The following is a 22,478-nucleotide window of genomic DNA, read 5'->3' on the forward strand; positions in this document are numbered from 1 at the left end:
GGACGTGGATAAAACGCTCGCGGATTGTACGCGTCCATCTAGGAGATGAGGCGCATGAGCGGCTTAGTCGCTGAAGTCAACGAGTAGACCGGATGATCGCTTGAACGATGAGTTACTCGTCACTCGTACTGTCATTTTCGGTCGCGGCTTTTTTGCCGGCGACGCCAAATTTGTGCTTCCTTAGCTCAATTTCTTCATCAGCCCTTCGACGCTCGTCACTAGAGGCCTTTGTCAGAGATGCGATTGCCTCTTTGGCGAAGCGCTTTACTTTGTCGGAGGAGTCATCCAACCAAGCCGACAAATTCTTGGCTTTCGCATCGTAAGCGTCGGCAATGCCGTACTCGCCCGAGGTCATTCCCGTAGTGTAGATCACTGCATAAACCTCCGAGAGAGAAGGGTGATCGGCCGGGAGCGCGTCCACGACGGCGCGGCACACGTCATGCAGGAAGTCCTCGCCATCATAACTCCGCAGAACGGCAAGCACGAACTCTATATCTTTGATAGAGCCCGTACGTGTCATCGCAATGAGTTTTCTAGCGAAGTAGTCTGGAAAACCCGGGAAAATGTTACTGAGTAGCTTGGCCTCTCTGTACTGGAACAGGGGTCTGTCTAGGTCAAACCACGAGCGTGCCACCCCGATTGCGATTCCAGAGGATTTTTCGAGAACCTTCTGGAGTTGGTGAAAACTGTAAGGGACGGCCTGGTAGTCTCGACCTCCTAAGCCTGCATTCTCTCGCTCAATACGATGCCCGAAGAACCGGATGATGCGTTCAGGGTCGTCTTCTGCAATTGGAACCAGTATCGCTTCTTCATGGAAATCTATATTTGGCGCGTTTAGAAGGCACTCGACGAACCGCTCTCGCTCTTTCCCGCTAAGACCCTTCACAACCGCGCCAAGCTCGGGACGAAACCAAAGTTCGTGTACCCAGCTAGCGTTGTTCTGGGCGCTCATCGCCTCAATTGCTGGCAACATGACAGACGACGCTAGGTCGGGATGCGACTCATGGTTCGACACAGCCACTGACACGAACTGAACTAGTCCGTACATGTCGTTGGCCGCCAACTGCTTCGCCAACACCTTGTGAAGAATGTCGTGGTCGATGTCGTCACTCTTGATGAATAGCTTGGTGATCGGCGTCAGCAACTGGTCCCTCTCGATCCAGTCGAAAACTTGGGACCGCAACTCGGCCCTCTTTGAAGTGCCCCAAATTCCCCTTAGTAGTGGGATCACAAAATCGCGGACGTCATTCAGGTTCTCCCGAAGCAAGATCAACGCGAGGTCTGGACGCTGCTTCGCAAACCGCTCCAGGAATTCGTAGAATTTCGGAAATGTCGCGAGGTCGTCCGACTTGGTGCGTGAGAACTCGATGATGCGGGATCGCCATTGTGTCCATGAACCGTCGTCAACGCTGTCCGCATACTCTAGCGCGCGCGCCGAGCGATAGCGCTCAATAGCGGCGTAGTCTGTTTGGCTCTCACGGTCACCTTCCCAAGGGTGGAAGATGCTCTGGAATCCAATGAGGTCTCGATAAATCGCGTACTCGGGAAAACTCTCCAATAACGACCTAATTCTTAAGGCCGCCTGGCTAACCGCCTCTGTCGGTGCATGATAGAAACGCCAGTAAGCATCATGCTCGATCTGCTGCATGACCGGAAGCGGTTGCGACGGGAGAATCTCAGCAAGGAAACTCAACACGTGAACGGTGTTGTCCGAGACCATTTGGGCGACGTCATCGCCGAACTTTCCGCGGTTCGGCATGCGCGTCGCTTCCATCATCGCGCTAATGACAGATAGCTTACGAGACACGTCTGGAGCGAAGTCATAGAACGATTCGAGCAATCCTAAAGTACGCAGCCGAAGTTCAACGACGCCGGTCGTGGGCGTAAGTGCCCCGCTTTGCCACGTGACACTCCGATAGTCCCAAGACGTTCCGGTGACGTTGGGCGATAGCAAATCTCCGGCGAGTTTGACGAGCGCGTCGAAGTTGCGCAAGCGATCGTCAGTGCTAAGTGATTCAAGATACGCAAGTATCTCCTTCTGTGGGGATATCCCAAGGCCACCTCGGCCTTTGCCTGCAAAGACCACGTCGATGTTGTATTCCGCCAATGCGTGGAGTGCTTCGGAAGCCTTCTTTCTCACATCTTCATGGCCTGACATCGTTTGAGACAAAAGTGTCTCAAGCACCTCACTAACTTTGAAGTACCTAATCCGAGATATCACTTCTAAAGTTTCGGATATCAGCCTCGCATTGGTTTCGTACTCTTCAGACCAATAGCCATCTAGCCCGTGCGTGAGTTCGAGCGTTTCAAGACGCTTAAGGAAATGTCGACAGGCGGATAGAGCGGTGTCCGGCACTCGGAAAGCAAACGTATCCAACAGCGTCAACTGTTCATTTAGGGTATCGAAGTCGGTCTCCTGCTCCAGGGCAGCAGCGATCTTTCCCGCCTCTCTCTCCAACGCTGTTCGCGACTTCTCGCCTTCGGTGCGAGCCAGTTGTTTGAGCACTTTCAGCCGACCTGAACCATACAGCGAACTCATGCCTCTAGTTCCTCCAGGAACTCGTCAACTAGGGTTTCAGCGGCCTGCTGACCGACTTCCTCAACGATCGAAAGATAGTGATTGTCTGTTATCTTAATAAGCCCAGCTTGCTGGAGGCGCTCGGCATTAATCAGGATAACTTCCTCGCTATAGCCGCGCGCTGCAATTCGACCAATCACCTCATCCTTTGTGGCCGGATCGAACCATTGGCTGTAACCGAGGAGACGGCGGCGGACCTCTTTATCCTCCTCCCCGAGGTCCTCCACTGCTTCGTTAAAGGCATTGATGTTTGTATTGTCAGCAGGGCCGAGCTCAACAACAGGAATGGGCGGTCGGCTCTGGTCAAATCGTCGTTCAAGAAATTCGTACAAATCCGGCGAAAAATCTTGCCCGGCAGAAAACCCTGGAAATAAGTTCGCAAGGCCGGCGTCGGCCAGCGCGAGTATTTCTCTAGCCAGGTGGCCGGAAGTCCAGATACTTATGTTGATATCAGGGTATTTTTCCCGCAGTTTGTGCACAAGAGCGTTCGCGTTCGCCGGTGTTTCTTTTTGATTGTGGACAAATATCCATACCTTCATCCGCTCGCCGAAAGCGGCTCGGGCTCCCTCAAAATCCTTCTCTATTTTCCCTTCGACGTCGCGAGCGACAAATTGCTCAGGCGCGTTGCATTGAAAGACGGTCTGGTTTGAACGTCGATAACCATCACATTTGTAATCGCCGTACTTGCCCTGGGGCTTCCACGGCTCAAAATCATCGCCCCATAGTTCGATTGCGGCGGCTGTGAAAAACTGCTCAAACGCTGCGCCCTTTTTGTCGAGCAGCGCGACTTTAATCATCAATGAAAGCAGCAGTCTGTCCGTTCCAGACATGTAAGCTTAGGTAAACTCCCTCATGTCGTCGTTTGATAACACGACCACTTGCCGAGTTCATTTCCTTATTCAGTGTCAGAATCCAAAATAGTTATAGCTGATTCAAATGTTTGCTTGCAGCATGCGCGTAGAGCGCCCCCTCATTCCGCCGCCTGCGCCTTCTTCCCCGGCCGTCTTCCCAGCAGTTCCTTGAGGAACTCCCCCGTATAACTCCGCTTCTCGGCCGCGATGTCTTCCGGGGTGCCTGACGCCACGAGTTCGCCGTCGCCGCCACGACGACCGCGATGCCGAAGCGACGGAGCATCGGCGCCGGGTCGACGGGCTTCGGCGCTGTGTTGCGCAGCGGTGGCGATGCCACGACCAGACCGCGCGCGGCCGTGATGATCAGCCGCCGTGCGAGGCATAAAGTGAAGTCAGTCGTTGTTCTGGATGTAAAATTGCATCGCAGGGAGACATAGCAGTTCGGGCACATGGGGTAAGTCCGCTAGCAACTGTAGCTGACTTTCAATTGCGTCCGTTGTCTGGTTCCCTTGCCTGGCACAGGTTCGCTGCGAAGCTTTCTTCATCGGCGGGGAACCCGAACAGGTAGCCCTGGCCGATAGGACATCCCATGCCGGCCAGTAGCGCGCGCTGGGTCTCGGTCTCAATTCCCTCCGCGACAACCGCAATACCCAACGCGCGTCCAAGATCTATGATGGCGCGGACGATGACCATCTTGGAAGTACTCGCGGCCAGCTCGCCAACGAAGCTCCTGTCGATCTTGATTTCGGTCACCGGAAACGTCTCGAGCAGGCGGAGGCTCGAATAGCCGGTCCCGAAATCGTCGACCGACAGGCCGATGCCGAGATCGCGCAGCCGCCGTAACGCCTCCAGCACGGCGGGTGTGTTCTTGAGGAGCATGCTCTCGGTGATCTCCAGCGTCAGCCAGGACGCTTCCGCAGAGGTCTGCGCCAGCACCCGGGCCACTATTTCCGCCATGTCGCGGTGCAGGAATTCCGTGGCCGATACGTTCACCGAAAACCGCAGCGGCCGCTCCCGGTGCTCGTTGACGCGGCGTGCGAAGTCCGCGACGGTCCTGAGGCCGCGTTCGCCTAGGTCCAGAAGCAACCCGGTCCGCTCGGCCGCCTCTATGAAACGGCCAGGCGACTGCCTGCCGAACAACGGATGGTTCCACCGTATCAGCGCTTCCGCGCCAACCCATTCACCGGTTGCCAGGTCGATCTGGGGTTGGAAGTGATAGTCGAACTCGTCGTTTGCGATAGCGGCTCTCAGCTCGCGGGTCAGTCGGACCCTGCTGCGAGCGTTCTCCTGGTCGGCGCGCTGAAACCGGCGGGGGCCGCCGAGCTGGTCGGACTTCGCCGCCTGCAGCGCGGTTCCCGCATTGCGAACCAGCGCGAGGGGGCTGCCGCCTGGTTCGCCGATGGCATAACCTATGGCAAAGCGCAGCGACACGCTCGCCCCCGGAACGACGAAGTCCTCGTCAAGCGCAGCGGAAATGCCTGTGACAATGCGTTGCGCGCTGGCTTCATCCGGCAGTTCGAAGGCCAATGCGAACTCGTTTGCTCCCATACGGGCGACCGTGGCTGCCCCGGTCTTCTGCAACCGACGGCCAGTCTCGAGCAGCATGGCGTCGCCGACTTCGAAGCCCAATCCGGCATTGATGTCGTGGAAGTCGATAATGTCGAGCTTCACAATGAGAGCGGGGCCGGAATGCATTGCAAGGCGCCTTTGCGCCCCGACCATGAACGACTGCCGGTTGAGGCATCCCGTAGCGGTGTCGAAGTGGGCTGCGCTATCCAGGTCGATCTGCGTTTGCCGTATCGCCGACACGTCCCGGAGAATGCCAAGGTAGAGCGGTTCTCCAACGACCGCGAGCGGCCTCAAACTGAGGTGGTTCCAGAATGCCGAGCCGTCCTTGCGATAGTTGCGCAGCGTAACATCCACAGGTACCCCGGTCTCGATTGCAGCGCGGATGCGGGCAACTTCCGGCTGATCGCGATTGTTCCCCTGCAGGTAGCGGCAGTCCTTGCCGAGCACCTCGCTTCGCTCGTATCCCGTCACGCGTTCGAATGCCCTGTTCACGTAAAGAAGGGGCGCATTTCCCGCGGAAACACGCGCGATTGCGACGCCGTCGGTCAGTTCCTCAACCAGTTTCCGGACAACCAGCCGAAGCACTGCGTCGGATATGTGTCCGCCTTGCTTGCCGACCGCCTGCTTGAGGTTTGCGAAATCCGACTGCGTGAGTTGCCTGAAGTCGTTCATGGCCCGAGCAATGGCGCGGTCCATGCAGGGGGGCAATGCGCGGGCAGGGCCGTTTCAGGACAATTGTCAGCCCTTCTCGGACAAACTTGACCTCGATCCATCCCCTGAAGTCCGGAAGCGTTCGCGGTAGTCGGTAGGGATGGATCCGATATGCGCGAGAAATGCGCGGCGCATCGCTCGCGCGGACGAAAAACCGCTCTTCGCGGCAATCGCATCGATGGTCAGCTGGCCAGCTTCAAGCAAATAGCGTGCGACGTCGATCCGCGTCAGGTCGACATAGTCAGACGGTGAGATTCCAACCTCCTGCGTGAAGACCCGCGTGAAGTTGCGTGGACTCATGGCGGCGATCTTCGCCAGGGCATCGACGGAAAGATCGGCGTTCGGATGAGTCAGGATATATTCCTGGACTTTCTGGAGTCGGCTGCGCTCCACTGTTTGCGCCGCGAGATGAACGCTGAATTGAGACTGGTCGCCGGGTCTCTTCAGAAAAGCGACCAGACGCCGCGCGACGTACAAGGCCACGGCGCGCCCCAGGTCCTCTTCAACGAGCGAAAGACCGAGATCGATTGCCGCGCTCGATCCGGCGGACGTGACAAGTGCGCCGTCCCGAATGAATACCCGGTCTCCATCCACCATCGCTTCGGGAAAGCGTTCCGCGAGAAGGGCCGCATACTGCCAATGTGTCGCTACGCGGCGGCCTGCGAGCAGCCCGGCAGAGCCCAGAAGGAAGGCTCCCGTGCAAACCGAACCGTACCGCCGTGTCTGCGGGGCCATCCGGCCGAGCCAGTCGATGACTTCCAGGCCGGGAGCATTCGGAACGCCCACACTGCCGGCAACAAGCAGCGTATCGGGAACATCCTCGATCATACGGTAGACCGCGTCCGGCATGACCCTTAGCCCCGAACTGCAGACGAGTGGGCGGTCCTCCTCTGCGACAATCGTGACGTCGTAAAAGGCTTTGCCAGCCCGGGCGTTCGCCTCGGAGAACACGTCCATGAGGCCGGCTAGTTCCAGTGAGTGGACATTCGACGGTGCGAAGATAACGATCCGCATGGGGATTCTCCAACGCAAACGGCTGCTACCGCTATCGACTGTACCACAGAGAGGGAGTGTCGGCTTATGCAGTCGCTTTCAACTTGAGAAACTGACCGGTGTTGCTGGCTTCTCCGCGGCGCGGGTGACTGGATCGCACGCTCCGTCGCCGCGCCGGGCATGCGCAAAGTCAGGCGCAAACGTCAGCGACTGGTCAGGAATGCTTGCCATGCGTCATGCTCCCGTGCCCGACGGTTTTTCTGCAGCATAGCGCGCGCCGAAGCGAGACGGTATGGCCGGGCGGAACCTTATGCGGGCAAAGGCGTTGCGGGTCCGTGCACGCTTCGGAGGGGGAATGCGCGTCGGAAAAATCCTGTTTTTCATTGCCGCAGCGGCTGTGGGCGCGATCGCCACGCTTCTTGTCGTCAACCTGACGCCCGAGACGGCGGTCGTGCGCAAGATCGTACCGCACACATTCCCGGTCACGGACGAGCAGTTCCAGCGCACGATGGCGGGCTATTCCAACGGCGCGATCCCGGGCGGCAACGCGGTGCAGACGCTGGTCAACGGCGACGAGATATTCCCCTCGATGCTGGCCGAGATCAAAGCCGCGCGCTCCACCATCACCTTCGAAACCTACATCTACTGGTCGGGCGAGGTCGGCTACGAATTTGCGGGCGCGCTTGCCGCGAAGGCGCGCGAGGGCGTCGACGTGCGTGTGCTGATCGACTGGGTCGGCAGCCTGCCGTTCGACGAGGATCTGATCCGCATCATGACGGATGCCGGCGTCCAGTTCGTGCGCTTCCGGCCGGTCCACTGGTACACGCTCGACCGCGTCAACAACCGCACGCACCGCAAATTGCTGGTGGTCGACGGGCGCGTGGCGTTCACGGGCGGCGTCGGCATCGCCGACAAGTGGAAGGGCGACGCGCGCAACCCTGACGAATGGCGCGACACGCACTACCATGTCACCGGTCCGGTGGTGGCGGCGTTCCAGGCGGGCTTTGCGGAGAACTGGCTGGAGGCGACGGGCGACACGCTGCTGGGCGACGGCTTCTACCCGCCGCTGGAGCCGACCGGCGCCCTCGCAGCGCAATTCGTGCTTTCGTCGCAGCCCAACGGCTCACAGGACATGGAGCTCATGTTCCTGACCGCCATGGCCTCGGCGCAGAAAAACATCCGCATCGGCATGGCGTATTTTGTGCCCGACGAGACGTCTATGGCGCAGATCCTCGACGCGCGCCGGCGCGGCGTGGCGGTGGAGGTGATCGTGCCCAACCACCTGACCGACGTGCCCCTGGTGCGCAAGGCGTCGCGCCACTTCTGGGGCGAGCTGCTTGAGGCCGGCGTACGCATCCACGAATACCAGCCGACCATGTACCATCCCAAGGTGCTGATCGTGGATGACGTCTGGACGAGCTTCGGCTCGACCAATTTCGACGAGCGCTCGCTCCGGCTGAACGACGAGGCCAGCCTGAACGTCTACGGCGCCGACTTCACCGCCACCCAGATCGATGTCTTCGAGGAAGACCTCCGCCGCTCGCGCGAAATCACCCTGGAGGAATGGCAGGCGCGACCGCTGAGCGAGAAGGTGACGGACTGGCTGGCGAGCACGCTGCGGTCGCAATTGTGATGGGCGAGAGCTGTCCCGGTCGTCGCTGGATAGGTGCCAATCAAGACTGCCGGCGACTGGCGAGAGCTTTGACCGACCGGCAAGCCCTTGTCCGGTCAGTCTATACTTCGACAACGGCCAGTCGCCCCTAGTTGACGAGTTCGATTTCGGTCGGCCGCCAGGTCTTGTCGAAGAATGAAGGCAGCGGGCTGTAGAGGCGCAGGATCGTGAACCATCCTTTCTTCGGGTCGGTCTGGATCCAGTTGCCGCGCGCGACGCCCTCGGGCTGCGTCGGGCCGAAATAGAGCGTCGTGGTGCCGTCGGCAGCGGCTTCGGCGGCGGGCGAGGGATAGCTCTGGCTACCAGCGCGCGGATATTTCTGCGGCGTCTGCAGCATCGAGCGTGTCTGGTTGTCGTAGAGCGTGAAGGACCAGAACGCCGCGGCCGGAACGTCCTTGGGCAGCGTCACCTTGTAGGTCTTTGCGCCGTCGAACGGATTTCCGTCTGCGTCGAGGAAGCCCATCAGGTACTGCGAACCGACTTCCGGTATGCGCATGATCATGCCGGGCGAATCGAGCGTGTAGCCGTAGTAGAAGGCGGTGCGCGAATCGAGCGTGCGCGCGCCGGTGGGCGGCAGCGGCTTGAACACGCCTTGCTCGAAGAGCGGCGGCGGCGTCTCGAAGAACGCGCCGCCCTCCCAGAGCATGCTGCCCCACTGCGAGCCTTCGTAATACGCCCAATCGGGATGCTTCATCGCGTAGCGCCAGTTGAGCGCGCGGCCGCTTGCCTGGCCGAACGCCGCCGCGTCGGTCAGGATCTTCTTCATCCGCTCGTCGGGAGCGAACGGCTTGCCGTGCGCGATGCCGATGGCGGCAAGCTGTCCGGCCAGTTCCACGTCATAGCTCGTGGCAGGCTCGCTCTGCACATTCTCGTTGATCATCTCGAAGAAGCCGTAGTCGCTCGGCGGAATCGTGTTGAACGATTTCCCGCTGACTTCCAGGAACTTCGTCTCGGGAATCTTCGGCTCGCCGGCGATGCGCACCTTGCCATCGAGCGCCTCCGCGATGCTCGTTCCGAAGGAGCCCGGCTGATACGGATACACCTTCATATGCTGCTTGATGTTTTCCACCGCCGGCTTGGGGTCGTTGTCGACCAGGTAGGCGCGCGCGGCATAGAGGGCGAGGTTGGTCTTGGAATGGGCGACGAAGTAGCCGCCCTCGGGCAGCGGGCCGTCATAGTCCGGTCCCACGATCAGATATTTGCCACCGAGCCCGCGATCCGGGCCGGGGCCGCCGATGTCGATGATCCACGAGAACCACATGTCGTTGATCGTGCCGACGGCATTCGAAGGCTGCTCGATCACGACAGGGCCTTTGCTCAGGTCCAGCGCGGTCAGGTAGTAGATCGTGTCGGCGTTTGCCGTCAGGAACAGCGAGTTCGCGTCCATCAGCTCGGAGAAGATCGCGACATCGCCGGGCATGGCGCCGATGCCCTGGAAGCCCTTGACGATGGCCAGCGCGGACGCGCCTCGGAAACTGTTGTTGTAGGCGCTGAGCGCATTGCTGAAATCGAGCGCGTCGTAGACCTTCTGCGCCGTCTCCACTGATGGCACGCCGTCCCTGAACTCCAGGGTCCCGGCGCCCGTCTCGATCTTGTCGGGCGCGCCGAGCGACTGGACAGTGTCCGGCGACACCTGTGCTACGGCTGCCGAACAGGGCAGGGCAACGGCGGCAACCACGGCGCCTGCCATTTTCAGATAGTATCTCATAGGCTTCCTCCGCCAATCGTGACGGAGGCACTATTGGCTGAAGACGACGTTGCGTCACCACTCATTTTACGCCAAGGCTGAGAAAATGCTTCGAGAGTTGAGAATGTGGCGACGACCCCGGTTATCTCGAACCTGACATTGCACGGCCTGCCGCAACTGATCAGGCGCGAGTTGGGCGAGCCGGCGCTTCACCGGGCGGTCCGGGCCGCTGGCGTCGACCTGGAAGTGATCGAAGGCGAGAGCTGCTTCATTCCCCACGCCGCGGCCTTGAGGCTGATAGAGACGGCGGCTCGAGCAGCCGGCGAGGACAATTTTGGCCTGCTCATGGCGCCTCAGATGGATGTCGCCAACTACGGGACATATGGCAAGTACATCTACGCCGCGGACACGCTGGGCGATGCGATCGGCCGGGCAATCGAAGCGCTGGCCTACCATTCCACCGGCGACACGATGCGCCTCGCTACCGTCGGGGACGAGGCGCGGTACAGCTACGGTTTCGCGCTTGCCGGCGATGCCGGCTACGCCCATGTGGCGAACGTCGCAGCGGGCGCGCTGACAAGCGTATGCCGGCACTTCCTGTCCGACAGCTGGCGGCCGCTGCGGATCGAACTCGACATCGCCAGGCCACGCAGGACCGCGCCATTCGAGGACATGTTCCAATGCCCTGTCATCTTCGACGCCCCGACGATGACCATTGTGTTCAGCCGCGACAGGCTTGCCGCGCGCGGACCGGTTCGATCGGCGGCGCCCACCGTCACCATCGCCGACGTGGCGCGGGACCGGCGCGGCGTCGCGCCTCTCGATACGCTTGGCGTCATCCTGGAACATATCCGCCTCCAGGTCCGGAGCGGCTCAATCTCGATCGACAACACAGCGCGCGCGATGGACACTAGCATCCGCACGCTGCAGCGCGAGTTGAACCGCGAGGGTACGGAATTCCGGACACTTGTGAACATGGCCCGTGCGAAACGTGCCGATGAACTGCTCCGGCACTCCGACGTATCCATCACCAGCATCGCAGCCGAACTCGGCTATTCCAGTCCGGCGAATTTCAGCCGCGCGTTCCGCAACGCCACAGGCGTGAATCCAAGTGCGCTGAGGGGGGCGGGTTGAGAGGCAAGGCATTAGAAAAAGGGGGCAATCTCAATCGGGAACCTCCGTGAGGCGGGTGTATTGTTCGCGGCCGATCTGCCTTTCGACTAGCCGTCCGCCCGAGGCGCGGTCCATTTTACTCCGCCGCCTGCGCCTTCTTGCCCGGCCGCCGGCCCAGCAGCTCCTTCAAAAACTGCCCGGTATAGCTGCGCTTTTCCGCAGCGATGTCTTCGGGCGTGCCTGACGCCACGAGTTCGCCGCCGCCATCGCCGCCTTCGGGGCCGAGGTCGAGGACCCAGTCGGCGGTTTTGATCACTTCGAGGTTGTGCTCGATGACGATGACCGTGTTGCCCTGGTCGACCAGCTCGTGCAGCACTTCGAGCAGCTTGGCCACGTCGTGGAAATGCAGGCCGGTGGTCGGCTCGTCGAGGATGTAGAGCGTCTTGCCGGTGGCCTTGCGCGACAGCTCCTTGGCGAGCTTGATGCGCTGGGCCTCGCCGCCCGACAGCGTGTTGGCCTGCTGGCCTATGTGGATGTAGCCGAGGCCGACATCCTTCAGCGCCGTCAGCTTGTCGCGCACAGCCGGCACAGCCGAGAAGAAGTCGACGCCTTCCTCGACCGTCATGTCGAGCACGTCGGCGATCGACTTGCCCTTGAACAGCACGTCGAGCGTCTCGCGGTTGTAGCGCTTGCCGTGGCAGACGTCGCACGTGACGTAGACGTCGGGCAGGAAGTGCATCTCGATCTTGATGACGCCGTCGCCCTGGCAGGCCTCGCAGCGGCCGCCCTTGACGTTGAAGGAGAAGCGGCCCGGCTGGTAGCCGCGCGCCTTGGCCTCCGGCAGATTGGCGAACCAGTCGCGGATCGGCGTGAAGGCGCCGGTGTAGGTCGCGGGGTTGGAGCGCGGCGTGCGGCCGATCGGGCTCTGGTCGATGTCGATGACCTTGTCGAGGAATTCCAGCCCCTCGATGCGGTCGTGCTCGGCGGGGTGCTCCCTTGAGCCCATGATGCGGCGCGAGGCGGCCTTGAACAGCGTCTCGATGAGAAAGGTCGACTTGCCGCCGCCCGACACGCCGGTGACGGCGGTGAAGACGCCAATCGGGATTTCGGCCGTGACGTTCTTCAGATTGTTGCCGCGCGCGCCGACGACACGGATGCGCTTGTTCTTCTTCGCCTGGCGGCGGGCCGACGGCGTCGCGACCTCCAGCTCGCCCGACAAATATTTGCCGGTGATGGAGTTCGGGTTCGCCATGATGTCGCGGGGGCTGCCCTGCGCGATGATCTGGCCGCCATGGATGCCGGCGGCGGGGCCGATGTCGACCACGTAGTCGGCGGTGAGGATGGCGTCCTCGTCATGCTCGACGACGATGACCGTGTTGCCGAGGTCGCGCAGGTGCTTCAGCGTGTCGAGCAGGCGCGCGTTGTCGCGCTGGTGGAGGCCGATCGACGGCTCGTCCAGCACGTAGAGCACGCCGGTGAGGCCGGAGCCGATCTGCGACGCGAGGCGGATGCGCTGGCTCTCGCCGCCCGACAGCGTGCCGGAATTGCGCGCCATGGTGAGGTAGTCGAGGCCGACATCGTTGAGGAAGCGCAGGCGCTCGCGGATCTCCTTCAGGATGCGCACCGCGATCTCGTTCTGCTTGGCGGTGAGATGGCCGGGCAGGTCGGTGAACCACTGGTCGGCCTTGCGGATCGACATGGCCGAGACCTGGCCGATATGCAGGCCATCGATCTTGACGGCGAGCGCCTCGGGCTTCAGGCGGAAGCCGTTGCAGGCCGGGCAGGGCGTGGCCGACATGAAGCGCTCGATCTCCTCGCGCATCCAGGCGGATTCGGTCTCCTTCCAGCGCCGTTCGAGATTGGGGATCACGCCCTCGAAGGTTTTCGTCGTCTTGTAGGAGCGCATGCCGTCGTCATAGGCAAACGTGATCTCCTTCGAGCCGGTGCCGTGCAGGATGGCGTTCTGCGCCTCCTTCTTCAGGTCGCGCCAGCGGTCCCCAAGCTTGAAACCGTAGACCTTGCCGAGCGCTTCCAGCGTCTGCGCGTAATAGGGCGAGGACGACTTGGCCCAGGGCGCGACCGCGCCTTCGCGCAGCGAGATGTGGTCCTCCGGGACGACCAGCGTCTCGTCGATGGCGTTCTGGCAGCCGAGGCCGTCACAGGTGGGGCAGGCGCCGAAGGGGTTGTTGAAGGAGAACAGGCGCGGCTCGATCTCGGGGATCGTGAAGCCCGACACCGGGCAGGCGAATTTTTCGGAGAAAAGAATGCGCTCGTGCGTCTCGTTGGCGGACTTGTTGACGGCGTCGGCACCCGTCAGGCTGGCGTCCAGCGGCCTGTCGGCGAATTCCGCGACCGCGATGCCCTCGGCGAGCTTCAGCGCGGTTTCCATGGAGTCGGCGAGGCGCGTGGCGAGGTCGGCGCGCACGACGATGCGGTCCACCACCACGTCGATGTCGTGCTTGTACTTCTTGTCGAGCGCCGGAACGTCGGCGATCTCATAGAAGGTGCCGTCGACCTTAACGCGCTGGAAACCCTTCTTCTGCAGCTCGGCGAGTTCCTTCTTGTACTCGCCCTTGCGGCCGCGCACGATCGGCGCGAGGATGTAGAGGCGTGTGCCCTCGTCGAGCGCCAGCACGCGGTCGACCATCTGGCTGACCGTCTGGCTCTCGATCGGGAGGCCGGTGGCGGGCGAATAGGGAACGCCGGCGCGCGCGAACAGCAGGCGCATGTAGTCGTAGATCTCGGTGACGGTGCCGACCGTCGAGCGCGGGTTGCGCGAAGTCGTCTTCTGCTCGATCGAGATGGCGGGCGACAGGCCGTCGATCTGGTCGACATCCGGCTTCTGCATCATCTCGAGGAACTGGCGCGCATAGGCCGACAGGCTCTCAACGTAGCGCCGCTGCCCCTCGGCATAGATCGTGTCGAAGGCGAGCGACGATTTGCCGGAACCGGACAGGCCGGTCATGACGATCAGCGAGTCCCGGGGGAGATCGAGATCGACGTTCTTGAGGTTGTGTTCGCGCGCGCCGCGAATGGAAAGGTATTTGTGGTCGGCCATGGCCGGTCCGCCGCCTCGCTCAAATCAAATGTCGGGATGGCAGGTTGTCCGGCCAGCCCCTTATCTAGGTGTTTTTGTCGCCCAGTCGAGAGGCGTTCCTTCCCAACTGGAAACGTCTAGCTTTCTGTTGGGCCGCAGGGCAAGCAAAAAGAACAAAGATCGAACGGCCTCCTGACACCCATGTGGACAAGTGGCCGACGAGGGGAACGGCGCCCGATCACATTTCTTTGCAGGCGGGCTTTCGCGGTTGACGCGGGGAATGGCGAGGTCCAGAGTCAGCCATGCTTCGCGGCACCCGATGTCCACCGGACATCATCTGCTGCCAAATGGCGGTTTGCGAGACGCCGCAGACCAGCGGAAAGGTAGCCGGAGAGGCAAGAGGAAACTGGCGTAGGAGGAAGGAATGACTCCACCGGACAGTACCCAGGGGCTCCGCTGAGCCGGGGCCCTGGCAGGTAGGCCGAACCAGGGGCTGACCCGAGGGTCCGTTTCTTCGGCTGAACCAGTCAAAATCCAACCTACAATCAGAGACTACAAGTCGGATCGTCGGCCGCGTGCCGCGTTGCATCCGAAAGAAAGCCGGTTATGGAATCCCGGCAATTATGGCAGATGCCATACCAACGAGGCCCCGTTCTTCCAGAAGGGAGCGGGGCCGTTTTTTGGGGCGTTATCGATTGGTGCGCTCAAGCGCGACGCCCGAGCGTTTCCGAAATTATCCATAGGCGTTCGTGCCGTCAGCGTTGCGGCTTGCGTGCCGATCCAACGCCGACATCGACTGAGACGCTGCCTGAGAGCTTCACGTCCCATTCGCCGACACGGATGGCGTCCTTGGCCGTTTCTGCCTGTTGTTCATCAGGCTCCGGCACGGGTTGGACGATCGGCTTGGGCCTGGTGACGCCCGGCAGGTCTTCCGCCAGAGCGGGCGCGACGGCACAGGCCGAGAGCAGGATCAGGACGAGACGCTTCATGCCGACTCCAATAGCCCGGCCGGCGCGACCGAACCAGTCACGATTGGTTGCAACACAATTGACACCGCCCCTTCGGATGCGTAGAACAAAGAGAGAACATAATTGGCTGTGGATAGCGGGCGTTGACAACACCATATCCCACCAAGGCCCCTTAATTGGTGTAGAGCAAGGCTGGTTTCGGACAAGCGAAGGAGACAGGTGATGGCCGGCAGCGTCAACAAGGTTATTCTGATCGGCAATCTCGGGGCGGATCCTGAAAGCCGCCGTCTGAACTCCGGCGATCTGGTCGTAAACCTGCGCATCGCGACGTCTGAATCCTGGCGCGACAAGAACAGCGGCGAGCGCAAAGAGCGTACCGAGTGGCATCAGGTCGTCATCTTCAACGACCAACTCGCCAAGGTGGCCGAGCAGTACCTAAAGAAGGGCATGAAGGTTTACCTCGAGGGCGCCCTGCAGACACGCAAATGGCAGGACCAGCAGGGTCAGGACCGCTACTCGACCGAGGTCGTGCTGCAGAAATTCCGCGGCGAACTGCAGATGCTCGACGCACGCGGCCAGGGCGGCGAAGGCGGCCAGGTCGGCTATTCCGGCGGTGGCGGACGCGGTTCCGATTTCGGCCAGTCCAGCCCCAGTGAGGGGTATGGCAACCGTGGCGGCGGTGGTGGCAACCGGGGCGGCGGCGGCGGAGCGTCGCGCGAGCTGGACGACGAGATCCCGTTCTGATCCGGATCGAATTCCCTGGCCGGATTCAATATCTGAGGATCGGAGCCGAACCATTTGAAAGCACGTGTGAAATGGGTAGAGGAGCGGACCTTCGTCGGCGCGACGGAGTCCGGCCACAAGGTGGTTTTCGGCACGGCTTCCGGTCCTGACGGGTCAAAGCCGAAGCCCGGTCCCAGCCCGATGGAACTGGTGCTGATCGGCGCGGGCGGCTGCTCCGCCTATGATGTCGTGCATATCCTCGAAAAGGGCCGCGAGGCGATCGAGGACTGCGTGATCGAGATGGATGCGGATCGCGCCGAAACCGACCCGAAAGTGTTCACCCGCATCCACATGCATTTCATCGTCAAGGGCCGTGCGCTGGCCGACGCCAAGGTGAAGCGGGCCATCGACCTGTCGGTCGAGAAATACTGCTCGGCGACCGCCATGCTCGCGAAGACCGCGAGAGTCACGCATGACTTGGAGATTGTGAATACTTTGGGCGAGGCGGGATAAGGCCGCTTCAACGAAGTGATACGGTAGCTTCGCGGCACAGCCTATGTTCAGGATTTTCGTTCATCCAGTTTGGCTCTTAGTTCGCGGATCGCGCGCGTGTTTTCTTCGACAGCTTTGGTGTTTGCTTCGCCAACGCTGTTCACATCAGCCAAGGAGGGACCGCCTTGGTAAGGCTGCCCTCGACCCCTCCAAATCATTAAGCCAATCACCACAACGAATATAGCAATCAGCACTAGCCTACCGGTATCCACTCGACCCTCCGCTCTCATCGCGAACTTAACAACGTATGACTTTCACGCAAGCGCTTGAACGACCTAAGCCGCGATCAGCGCCTTGATACCGTCGGCGACGAACTGCACCGCCAGTGCCGCCAGAAGCACGCCGAGGAGGCGGGTGAGGATCGAGCGACCGGTTTCGCCGAGGAACCGGTCGATGTGCCGGGACAGAACAAGCACGATGTAGGTCAGCACGAGGCAGATGGCTATGATACCGACCAGCGCGGCCTTCCCGACAGGTTCGCGGAAGCTGCCCGAGAGCAGGACAGTGGCCGAGATCGCCCCGGGACCGGCAATAAGCGGGATCGCCAGCGGGAAGGCGGCGATGTTGTGGATCATGTCCTTGGTGATTGCAACGTCGGCTGCCTTTTCCTTCCGGTCCTGACGTTTCTCGAAGATCATTTCGAAGGCGATATAGAAAAGCAGGAGGCCGCCGGCGACGCGGAAAGCGGGAAGCGTGATCCCGAAAAGGGACAGCACGTCCGCGCCGACGGTCGCAAACAGCGCCAGGATGACGAAGGCGATCAGGGAAGAGCGAACCGCGACCTGGTAGCGCTGGTCCCGGTTCATCCCGGCTGTGAGCGCCAGGAAAAGCGGCGCCAGACCCGGCGGATCGATGGTCACCAGAATGGTCAGGAAGGCATTGAAAAGGCTGTCGTAACCCGGCATGGCCGCTCCGCTCTGCTCAAGGCTAGCCGGTGGAAAGAGGCAGCGCCAGCCCCCCGGCATTTCGCGAGCGAACAGGCCGGGTATTCAGGATTGTTACCGGATAATCAGGGCAGGTGACGCAAAGTTATCTGGAGTGTCACGTATCCAATTGAAATCGCTGCACAAAACCAACGCTGGAAAACCCTTGCCGCGGTTGGAGAATTGCCGCCGCTTCCTATATAAGGAAGGCCTGATTCCTAAAGCGTGTGAACGATTTTGACCGACCAGAAGACTCCCGGCGGTTCGGGGCCCTCCGACATCGAGCCGATCTCCATCATCGAGGAGATGCAACGCTCCTACCTCGACTACGCGATGAGCGTGATCGTGTCGCGTGCGCTGCCAGACGTGCGGGACGGCATGAAGCCGGTCCACCGCCGCATCATGTATGCTTCGCATGAGAGCGGCTATCACTGGAACCGCAAGCATGTGAAGTCGGCCCGTCCCGTCTCCGACGTGATGGGTAAATATCACCCGCACGGTGACGCCTCGATTTACGACGCGCTGGTGCGCATGGCGCAGGACTGGTCGCTGCGCGTGCCGCTGATCGACGGGCAGGGCAATTTCGGTTCCATCGACGGCGACCCGCCGGCGGCCATGCGCTACACCGAGGCGCGCCTGACCAAGGTCGCTCACGAACTGATCGAGGACATCGACAAGGACACCGTCGATTTCCAGGACAACTATGACGGAACCGACAGCGAACCCAAGGTGCTGCCGGCACGTTTCCCGAACCTGCTGGTCAATGGCGCCGGCGGCATCGCGGTCGGCATGGCGACCAACATCCCGCCGCACAATCTTGGCGAGGTCTGCAACGCGGCGATCGCTGTTATCGACAACCCCGCCATCGACCTGCCCGACCTGATGGAGATCATCCCAGGTCCGGATTTCCCGACTGGCGGCATCGTGCTTGGGCGCTCCGGCATCTACAACGCGTATTCGACCGGACGCGGCTCGATCATGATGCGCGGCAAGGTGCATGTCGAGGAAATTCGGGGCGACCGCGAGGCGATCATCGTCACCGAGGTTCCCTTCCAGGTGAACAAGGCGTCGATGATCGAGAAGATGGCCGAGCTGGTGCGCGACAAGCGCATCGAGGGCATCTCCGACATTCGCGACGAAAGCGACCGGCAGGGCTACCGCGTGGTGGTCGAGCTTAAGCGAGACGCCGTCGCCGATGTCGTGCTGAACCAGCTCTATCGCTACACGCCGCTGCAGACCTCTTTCGGGGCCAACGTGGTGGCGCTGAACGGCGGCAAGCCGGAAGTGATGACGCTCATCGACATGCTGAAGGCCTTCGTGACCTTCCGCGAGGAAGTGGTCAGCCGGCGCACGAAATTCCTGCTGCGCAAGGCGCGCGACCGCGCGCACGTGTTGGTCGGCCTGGCGATTGCTGTCGCCAACATCGACGAGGTGATCAAGCTGATCAGGCAGGCGCCGGACCCGGCGACGGCACGCGAACAATTGATGACGCGGCGCTGGCCGGCGGGCGACGTCGAGTCGCTGATCCTGCTGATCGACGACCCGCGCCACCGCATCAACGAGGACGGCACCTACAATCTGTCCGAGGAGCAGGCGCGCGCCATTCTTGCGTTGCAGCTTTCGCGCCTGACGGCGCTCGGCCGCGACGAGATCGGCGACGAGCTTGGCACGATCGGCGAGGAGATCAGGGACTACCTCGACATCCTCGGCTCGCGTGCGCGCATCCAGCAGATCGTCAAGGACGAGCTGGCTGCGGTCCGCGACGAGTTCGGCACGCCGCGCCGCACGGAACTGACCGACGGCGGCACCGACATGGAGGACGAGGACCTCATCCAGCGCGAGGACATGGTCGTCACCGTCACGCATGAGGGCTACATCAAGCGCGTGCCGCTGTCGCTCTACCGGGCGCAGGCGCGCGGCGGCAAGGGCCGCTCGGGCATGGCGACCAAGGACGAGGATTTCCTCACCCGCCTGTTCGTCGCCAACACGCATACGCCGATCCTGTTCTTCTCCTCTCGCGGCATCGCCTACAAGGAGAAGGTGTGGCGCCTGCCGATCGGCAGCCCGCAATCGCGCGGCAAATTCCTGCGCAACATGCTGCCGCTGGAGGAAGGCGACCGGATCACCGCGATCCTGCCGCTGCCCGACGAGGCCGAGTGGGACAAGCTGGACGTCATGTTCGCGACGACGCGCGGCACGGTGCGGCGCAACAAGCTGTCGGATTTCGCCGACGTCCGGCGCAACGGCAAGATCGCCATGAAATTCGAGGAGGAGGGCGACGCCATCCTCGCGGTCGAGGTCTGTACCGAGAATGACGACGTGCTGCTGACGGCCGATTCAGGTCTTTGCGTGCGTTTCCCCGTGTCTGACGTGCGCGTATTCCAGAGCCGGGGTTCGCAGGGCGTGCGCGGCATCAGGATGGACGACAGCAATCGCGCCATCTCGATGACGATTCTCGAGCATGTCGATGCCGAGCCGTGGGAGCGCGCAGCGTTCCTGAAGCGCGCCACCGCAGAGCGCAAGGCGGCTTCCGCCGAGGAAGGCGAGGACGACATCGCGCTGACCAACGAGGAAGTGAGCGAGGAAGGCGACCTTTCGGACGAGCGATACGAGTTCCTGAAGGCTCACGAACAGTTCGTGCTGACCGTCACCGAATATGGCTACGGCAAGCGTTCGTCGTCCTATGATTTCAGGGTGATCGCGCGAGGCGGCAAGGGCATCCGCGCGACCGATCCGTCGAAGGTGGACGAGATCGGCCCGCTGGTTGCGGCGTTCCCGGTCGGAGCGGACGACCAGATCATGCTGGTTTCGGACGGCGGAACCGTGATCCGCGTGCCGGTCGCCGGCATCCGCATCGCCAGCCGCGCCACCAAGGGTGTGACCATCTTCAACACGGCAGAGGGCGAGAAGGTCGTGTCGGTCGAGCGGATATCCGAGCCGGAAGGTGAGGAAGAGACGCCGGCCGAAACTGAACAGCAGCCGGAGTAAGAGGGAGCGGGCAGGCGGTGCCGCCTGCCTCAGCGCGCGTTGAAGCCGCGTATCCTGATCCGCTTTTCCTGAAGGCGCTGGCGCTCGCTTTCCTGATGCAGGGCAAAAGCGGTTGCGATCAGCATCGCGACGGTCATCGCGGTGGCGAGCATGAAAATCATCATGGCGGCATCTCCTGCGAATTCTGTTGCCAAGGAACGTAATGCGAGCGGATTAGGTTCCGTAATTGTACGCAGGTATAAACAGCCCACCTTTAATCGTGGCTGAGCCGGACGTTCATCTTGCGTTCATGTCCATTTGCGTTTGGCCGCCCGCATCGCTAGAAGCACGCGCATGACCACCCGCCACGCCATCTATGCAGGCTCCTTCGATCCGCTGACCAACGGGCATCTTGACGTGCTCAAGGCGTCGCTGACGGTGGCGGACACGATTTATGCGGCGATCGGCATCCATCCCGGCAAGACGCCGCTTTTCAGTTTCGAGGAACGCGTGGCGTTGATCGAGAAGGTCGCCGCGCAGGAATTCGGCAAGGATGCGGGACGGATCAAGGTTGTGTCCTTTGACGGACTTGTGATCGAGGCGGCGCGCAAGCTTGGCGCGTCGATCATCATTCGCGGGCTGCGCGACGGCACCGACCTCGACTACGAGATGCAGATGGCCGGCATGAACGAGACGATGGCGCCTGAGCTTCAGACCGTGTTTCTTCCGGCCAGCCCTTCGGTGCGCACCATTACCGCCACACTCGTGCGCCAGATTGCCTCGATGGGCGGCGATATAAGGCCCTTCGTTCCGAAGGCGGTCGTCGCGCCGCTGAAATCCAAGTTCAAATCCAGATAGGTTCAGGAGACTCCAATGCTGAAAATGCTCGCTTCGGCGTGCGTCGTGGCCGCGACATTGTTCACGACTGGCCTTGCGCAGGCCGCCGACCCTGAGAACACGCTCATCATCACGCTGAAGGATGGCGACGTGACGATCGCGCTGAGGCCCGACCTTGCCCCGCAGCATGTCGCCCGCATCAAGGAACTGGCCCGCGAGGGCGCGTATGACAACGTCGCATTCCACCGCGTCATCGATGGCTTCATGGCCCAGACTGGCGACGTTCAGTATGGCGACCTGAATGACGGCTATGACGCCAGCGCCGCCGGCATGGGATCTTCCGACAAGCCCGACCTGCCGGCCGAGTTCACCGCAGAGCCCTTCGTCCGCGGAACCGTCGGCATGGCGCGCGCGCAGAACCCGAATTCGGCGAACTCGCAGTTCTTCATCACCTTCGGCGATGCGAGCTTCCTCAACAACCAGTACACGGTGGTAGGCCAGGTCGAGAGCGGCATGGACCTCGTCGACAACATCAAGAAGGGTGACGAGGGCAACAACGGCTCCGTGACCGACCCTGACCGCATGATCAAGGTGCGTGTGGCTGCGGACAACAACTGAGTGAGTTGGGAGTAGGGAATAGTGTGGAGCGGTCAGCGAAAAATATGGTCGCCGATCTCCACTACTCCCAGCCTCTCTCACTGCTCGCTACTCACCAATCGCTACTCACGCCTTCCCCACTGAACAACTGAAAGGACTGAACACATGGCCGAGATCAAGGATCGCGAGAACGCGCTGATCATGGAGACGACGAAAGGCAATGTCGTCATCGAACTGTTCCCCGACCTGGCCCCGGGCCATGTCGCCCGCATCAAGGAACTGGCCCGCGAAGGCGCCTACGACGGCGTGGTGTTCCACCGCGTGATCGACGGCTTCATGGCGCAGACCGGCGACGTGAAGTTCGGCAAGAGCGGCGGCAAGGACTTCAATCCGTCGCGCGCCGGCATGGGCGGCTCCGACAAGCCGGACCTGAAGGCCGAGTTCTCCAACATGAACCACGGCCGCGGCACCGCCTCGATGGCGCGCTCACAGAACCCGAACTCGGCGAACTCGCAGTTCTTCATCTGCTTCGACGACGCCGGCTTCCTGAACCGCCAGTACACGGTCTGGGGGCAGGTGATCGAGGGCATGGAGAACGTCGACAAGATCAAGCGTGGCGAGCCTGTGCAGGATCCCGACAAGATCGTGTCGATGAAGGTCGCAGCCGACGTCAAGTAAGGCGTCATTCGGAGCGGTACTG

18 protein-coding genes are annotated in these 22,478 nt (G+C 61.5%); 8 read left to right on the top strand and 10 right to left on the bottom strand.

Features of this window, described 5'->3' with window-relative positions; translation table 11 throughout:
• Positions 1-112 precede the first annotated feature (112 nt).
• The 5 genes from ABMA32_RS18475 to ABMA32_RS18495 all read right to left on the bottom strand — a co-directional run bounded on the left by ABMA32_RS18475 (position 113) and on the right by ABMA32_RS18495 (position 6,723).
• Positions 113-2,539 (bottom strand): hypothetical protein, encoded by a 2,427-nt coding sequence (locus ABMA32_RS18475; RefSeq protein ID WP_349015252.1) that lies wholly within the window; start codon positions 2,537-2,539, stop codon positions 113-115.
• The gene (locus ABMA32_RS18480) at positions 2,536-3,408 is read right to left on the bottom strand and encodes a hypothetical protein (protein ID WP_349015253.1); all 873 of its coding nucleotides are present in this window, start codon (positions 3,406-3,408) and stop codon (positions 2,536-2,538) included. Before ABMA32_RS18480 ends, ABMA32_RS18475 begins: the two co-directional genes overlap by 4 nt.
• 140 nt (positions 3,409-3,548) lie before the next feature.
• The gene (locus ABMA32_RS18485; protein WP_349015254.1) at positions 3,549-3,812 is read right to left on the bottom strand and encodes a hypothetical protein; all 264 of its coding nucleotides are present in this window, start codon (positions 3,810-3,812) and stop codon (positions 3,549-3,551) included.
• Between the two features lie 100 nt (positions 3,813-3,912).
• The gene (locus ABMA32_RS18490) at positions 3,913-5,670 is read right to left on the bottom strand and encodes a putative bifunctional diguanylate cyclase/phosphodiesterase (protein ID WP_349015255.1); all 1,758 of its coding nucleotides are present in this window, start codon (positions 5,668-5,670) and stop codon (positions 3,913-3,915) included.
• A 66-nt stretch (positions 5,671-5,736) separates the two neighbouring features.
• Entirely contained in the window at positions 5,737-6,723 is a 987-nt protein-coding gene (locus tag ABMA32_RS18495; protein ID WP_349015256.1) for a GlxA family transcriptional regulator, read from the bottom strand.
• Positions 6,724-7,057: 334 nt separating this feature from the next.
• On the opposite strand from ABMA32_RS18495, the gene ABMA32_RS18500 reads away from it, so the two are divergent.
• Positions 7,058-8,335 carry a phospholipase D-like domain-containing protein gene (locus ABMA32_RS18500; protein WP_349015257.1) on the top strand — a complete coding sequence of 426 codons (1,278 nt, stop codon included), beginning with the start codon at positions 7,058-7,060 and terminating at the stop codon, positions 8,333-8,335.
• A 127-nt stretch (positions 8,336-8,462) separates the two neighbouring features.
• On the opposite strand, the gene ABMA32_RS18505 is transcribed toward ABMA32_RS18500, so the two are convergent.
• Positions 8,463-10,082: a DUF1254 domain-containing protein gene (locus tag ABMA32_RS18505; RefSeq protein ID WP_349015258.1), complete on the bottom strand. Its 1,620-nt coding sequence runs from the start codon at positions 10,080-10,082 to the stop codon at positions 8,463-8,465.
• Positions 10,083-10,187: 105 nt separating this feature from the next.
• On the opposite strand from ABMA32_RS18505, the gene ABMA32_RS18510 reads away from it, so the two are divergent.
• On the top strand, positions 10,188-11,195 hold the full coding sequence (locus tag ABMA32_RS18510) for an AraC family transcriptional regulator (protein ID WP_349015259.1): 1,008 nt from the start codon (positions 10,188-10,190) through the stop codon (positions 11,193-11,195).
• A gap of 115 nt (positions 11,196-11,310) precedes the next feature.
• Here ABMA32_RS18510 and uvrA read toward each other — a convergent pair whose 3' ends face one another.
• Positions 11,311-14,232 carry an excinuclease ABC subunit UvrA gene (gene uvrA, locus ABMA32_RS18515; protein WP_349015260.1) on the bottom strand — a complete coding sequence of 974 codons (2,922 nt, stop codon included), beginning with the start codon at positions 14,230-14,232 and terminating at the stop codon, positions 11,311-11,313.
• A 734-nt stretch (positions 14,233-14,966) separates the two neighbouring features.
• The gene (locus tag ABMA32_RS18520) at positions 14,967-15,200 is read right to left on the bottom strand and encodes a hypothetical protein (protein ID WP_349015261.1); all 234 of its coding nucleotides are present in this window, start codon (positions 15,198-15,200) and stop codon (positions 14,967-14,969) included.
• A gap of 201 nt (positions 15,201-15,401) precedes the next feature.
• Here ABMA32_RS18520 and ssb point away from each other — a divergent pair, with 201 nt between their 5' ends.
• Together ssb and ABMA32_RS18530 are read left to right on the top strand one after the other, a co-directional pair.
• Positions 15,402-15,923, top strand: a complete 522-nt coding sequence (gene ssb / locus ABMA32_RS18525) for a single-stranded DNA-binding protein (protein WP_349015262.1) — start codon at positions 15,402-15,404, stop codon at positions 15,921-15,923.
• Between the two features lie 54 nt (positions 15,924-15,977).
• The gene (locus ABMA32_RS18530) at positions 15,978-16,415 is read left to right on the top strand and encodes an OsmC family protein (RefSeq protein ID WP_349015263.1); all 438 of its coding nucleotides are present in this window, start codon (positions 15,978-15,980) and stop codon (positions 16,413-16,415) included.
• 314 nt (positions 16,416-16,729) lie between these two features.
• Here the strand turns inward: ABMA32_RS18530 and ABMA32_RS18535 are convergent, their stop codons facing one another.
• The gene (locus ABMA32_RS18535; protein WP_349015264.1) at positions 16,730-17,359 is read right to left on the bottom strand and encodes a MarC family protein; all 630 of its coding nucleotides are present in this window, start codon (positions 17,357-17,359) and stop codon (positions 16,730-16,732) included.
• A gap of 255 nt (positions 17,360-17,614) precedes the next feature.
• On the opposite strand from ABMA32_RS18535, the gene gyrA reads away from it, so the two are divergent.
• Positions 17,615-20,365: a DNA gyrase subunit A gene (gene gyrA, locus ABMA32_RS18540; protein ID WP_349015265.1), complete on the top strand. Its 2,751-nt coding sequence runs from the start codon at positions 17,615-17,617 to the stop codon at positions 20,363-20,365.
• A gap of 29 nt (positions 20,366-20,394) precedes the next feature.
• Here the strand turns inward: gyrA and ABMA32_RS18545 are convergent, their stop codons facing one another.
• Entirely contained in the window at positions 20,395-20,529 is a 135-nt protein-coding gene (locus tag ABMA32_RS18545) for a hypothetical protein (protein WP_349015266.1), read from the bottom strand.
• Between the two features lie 169 nt (positions 20,530-20,698).
• Between ABMA32_RS18545 and coaD the strand changes: the two genes are divergently transcribed.
• The 3 genes from coaD to ABMA32_RS18560 all read left to right on the top strand — a co-directional run bounded on the left by coaD (position 20,699) and on the right by ABMA32_RS18560 (position 22,456).
• Positions 20,699-21,202, top strand: coding sequence for a pantetheine-phosphate adenylyltransferase (coaD, locus tag ABMA32_RS18550; protein WP_349015267.1), 504 nt, complete (start codon positions 20,699-20,701; stop codon positions 21,200-21,202).
• 15 nt (positions 21,203-21,217) lie between these two features.
• On the top strand, positions 21,218-21,799 hold the full coding sequence (locus tag ABMA32_RS18555; protein WP_349015268.1) for a peptidylprolyl isomerase: 582 nt from the start codon (positions 21,218-21,220) through the stop codon (positions 21,797-21,799).
• A gap of 144 nt (positions 21,800-21,943) precedes the next feature.
• The gene (locus tag ABMA32_RS18560) at positions 21,944-22,456 is read left to right on the top strand and encodes a peptidylprolyl isomerase (protein ID WP_349015269.1); all 513 of its coding nucleotides are present in this window, start codon (positions 21,944-21,946) and stop codon (positions 22,454-22,456) included.
• Positions 22,457-22,478 lie beyond the last annotated feature (22 nt).

This window comes from Mesorhizobium quangtriensis (genome assembly GCF_040081925.1).
GTDB classification, from domain to species: domain Bacteria; phylum Pseudomonadota; class Alphaproteobacteria; order Rhizobiales; family Rhizobiaceae; genus Mesorhizobium_K; species Mesorhizobium_K quangtriensis.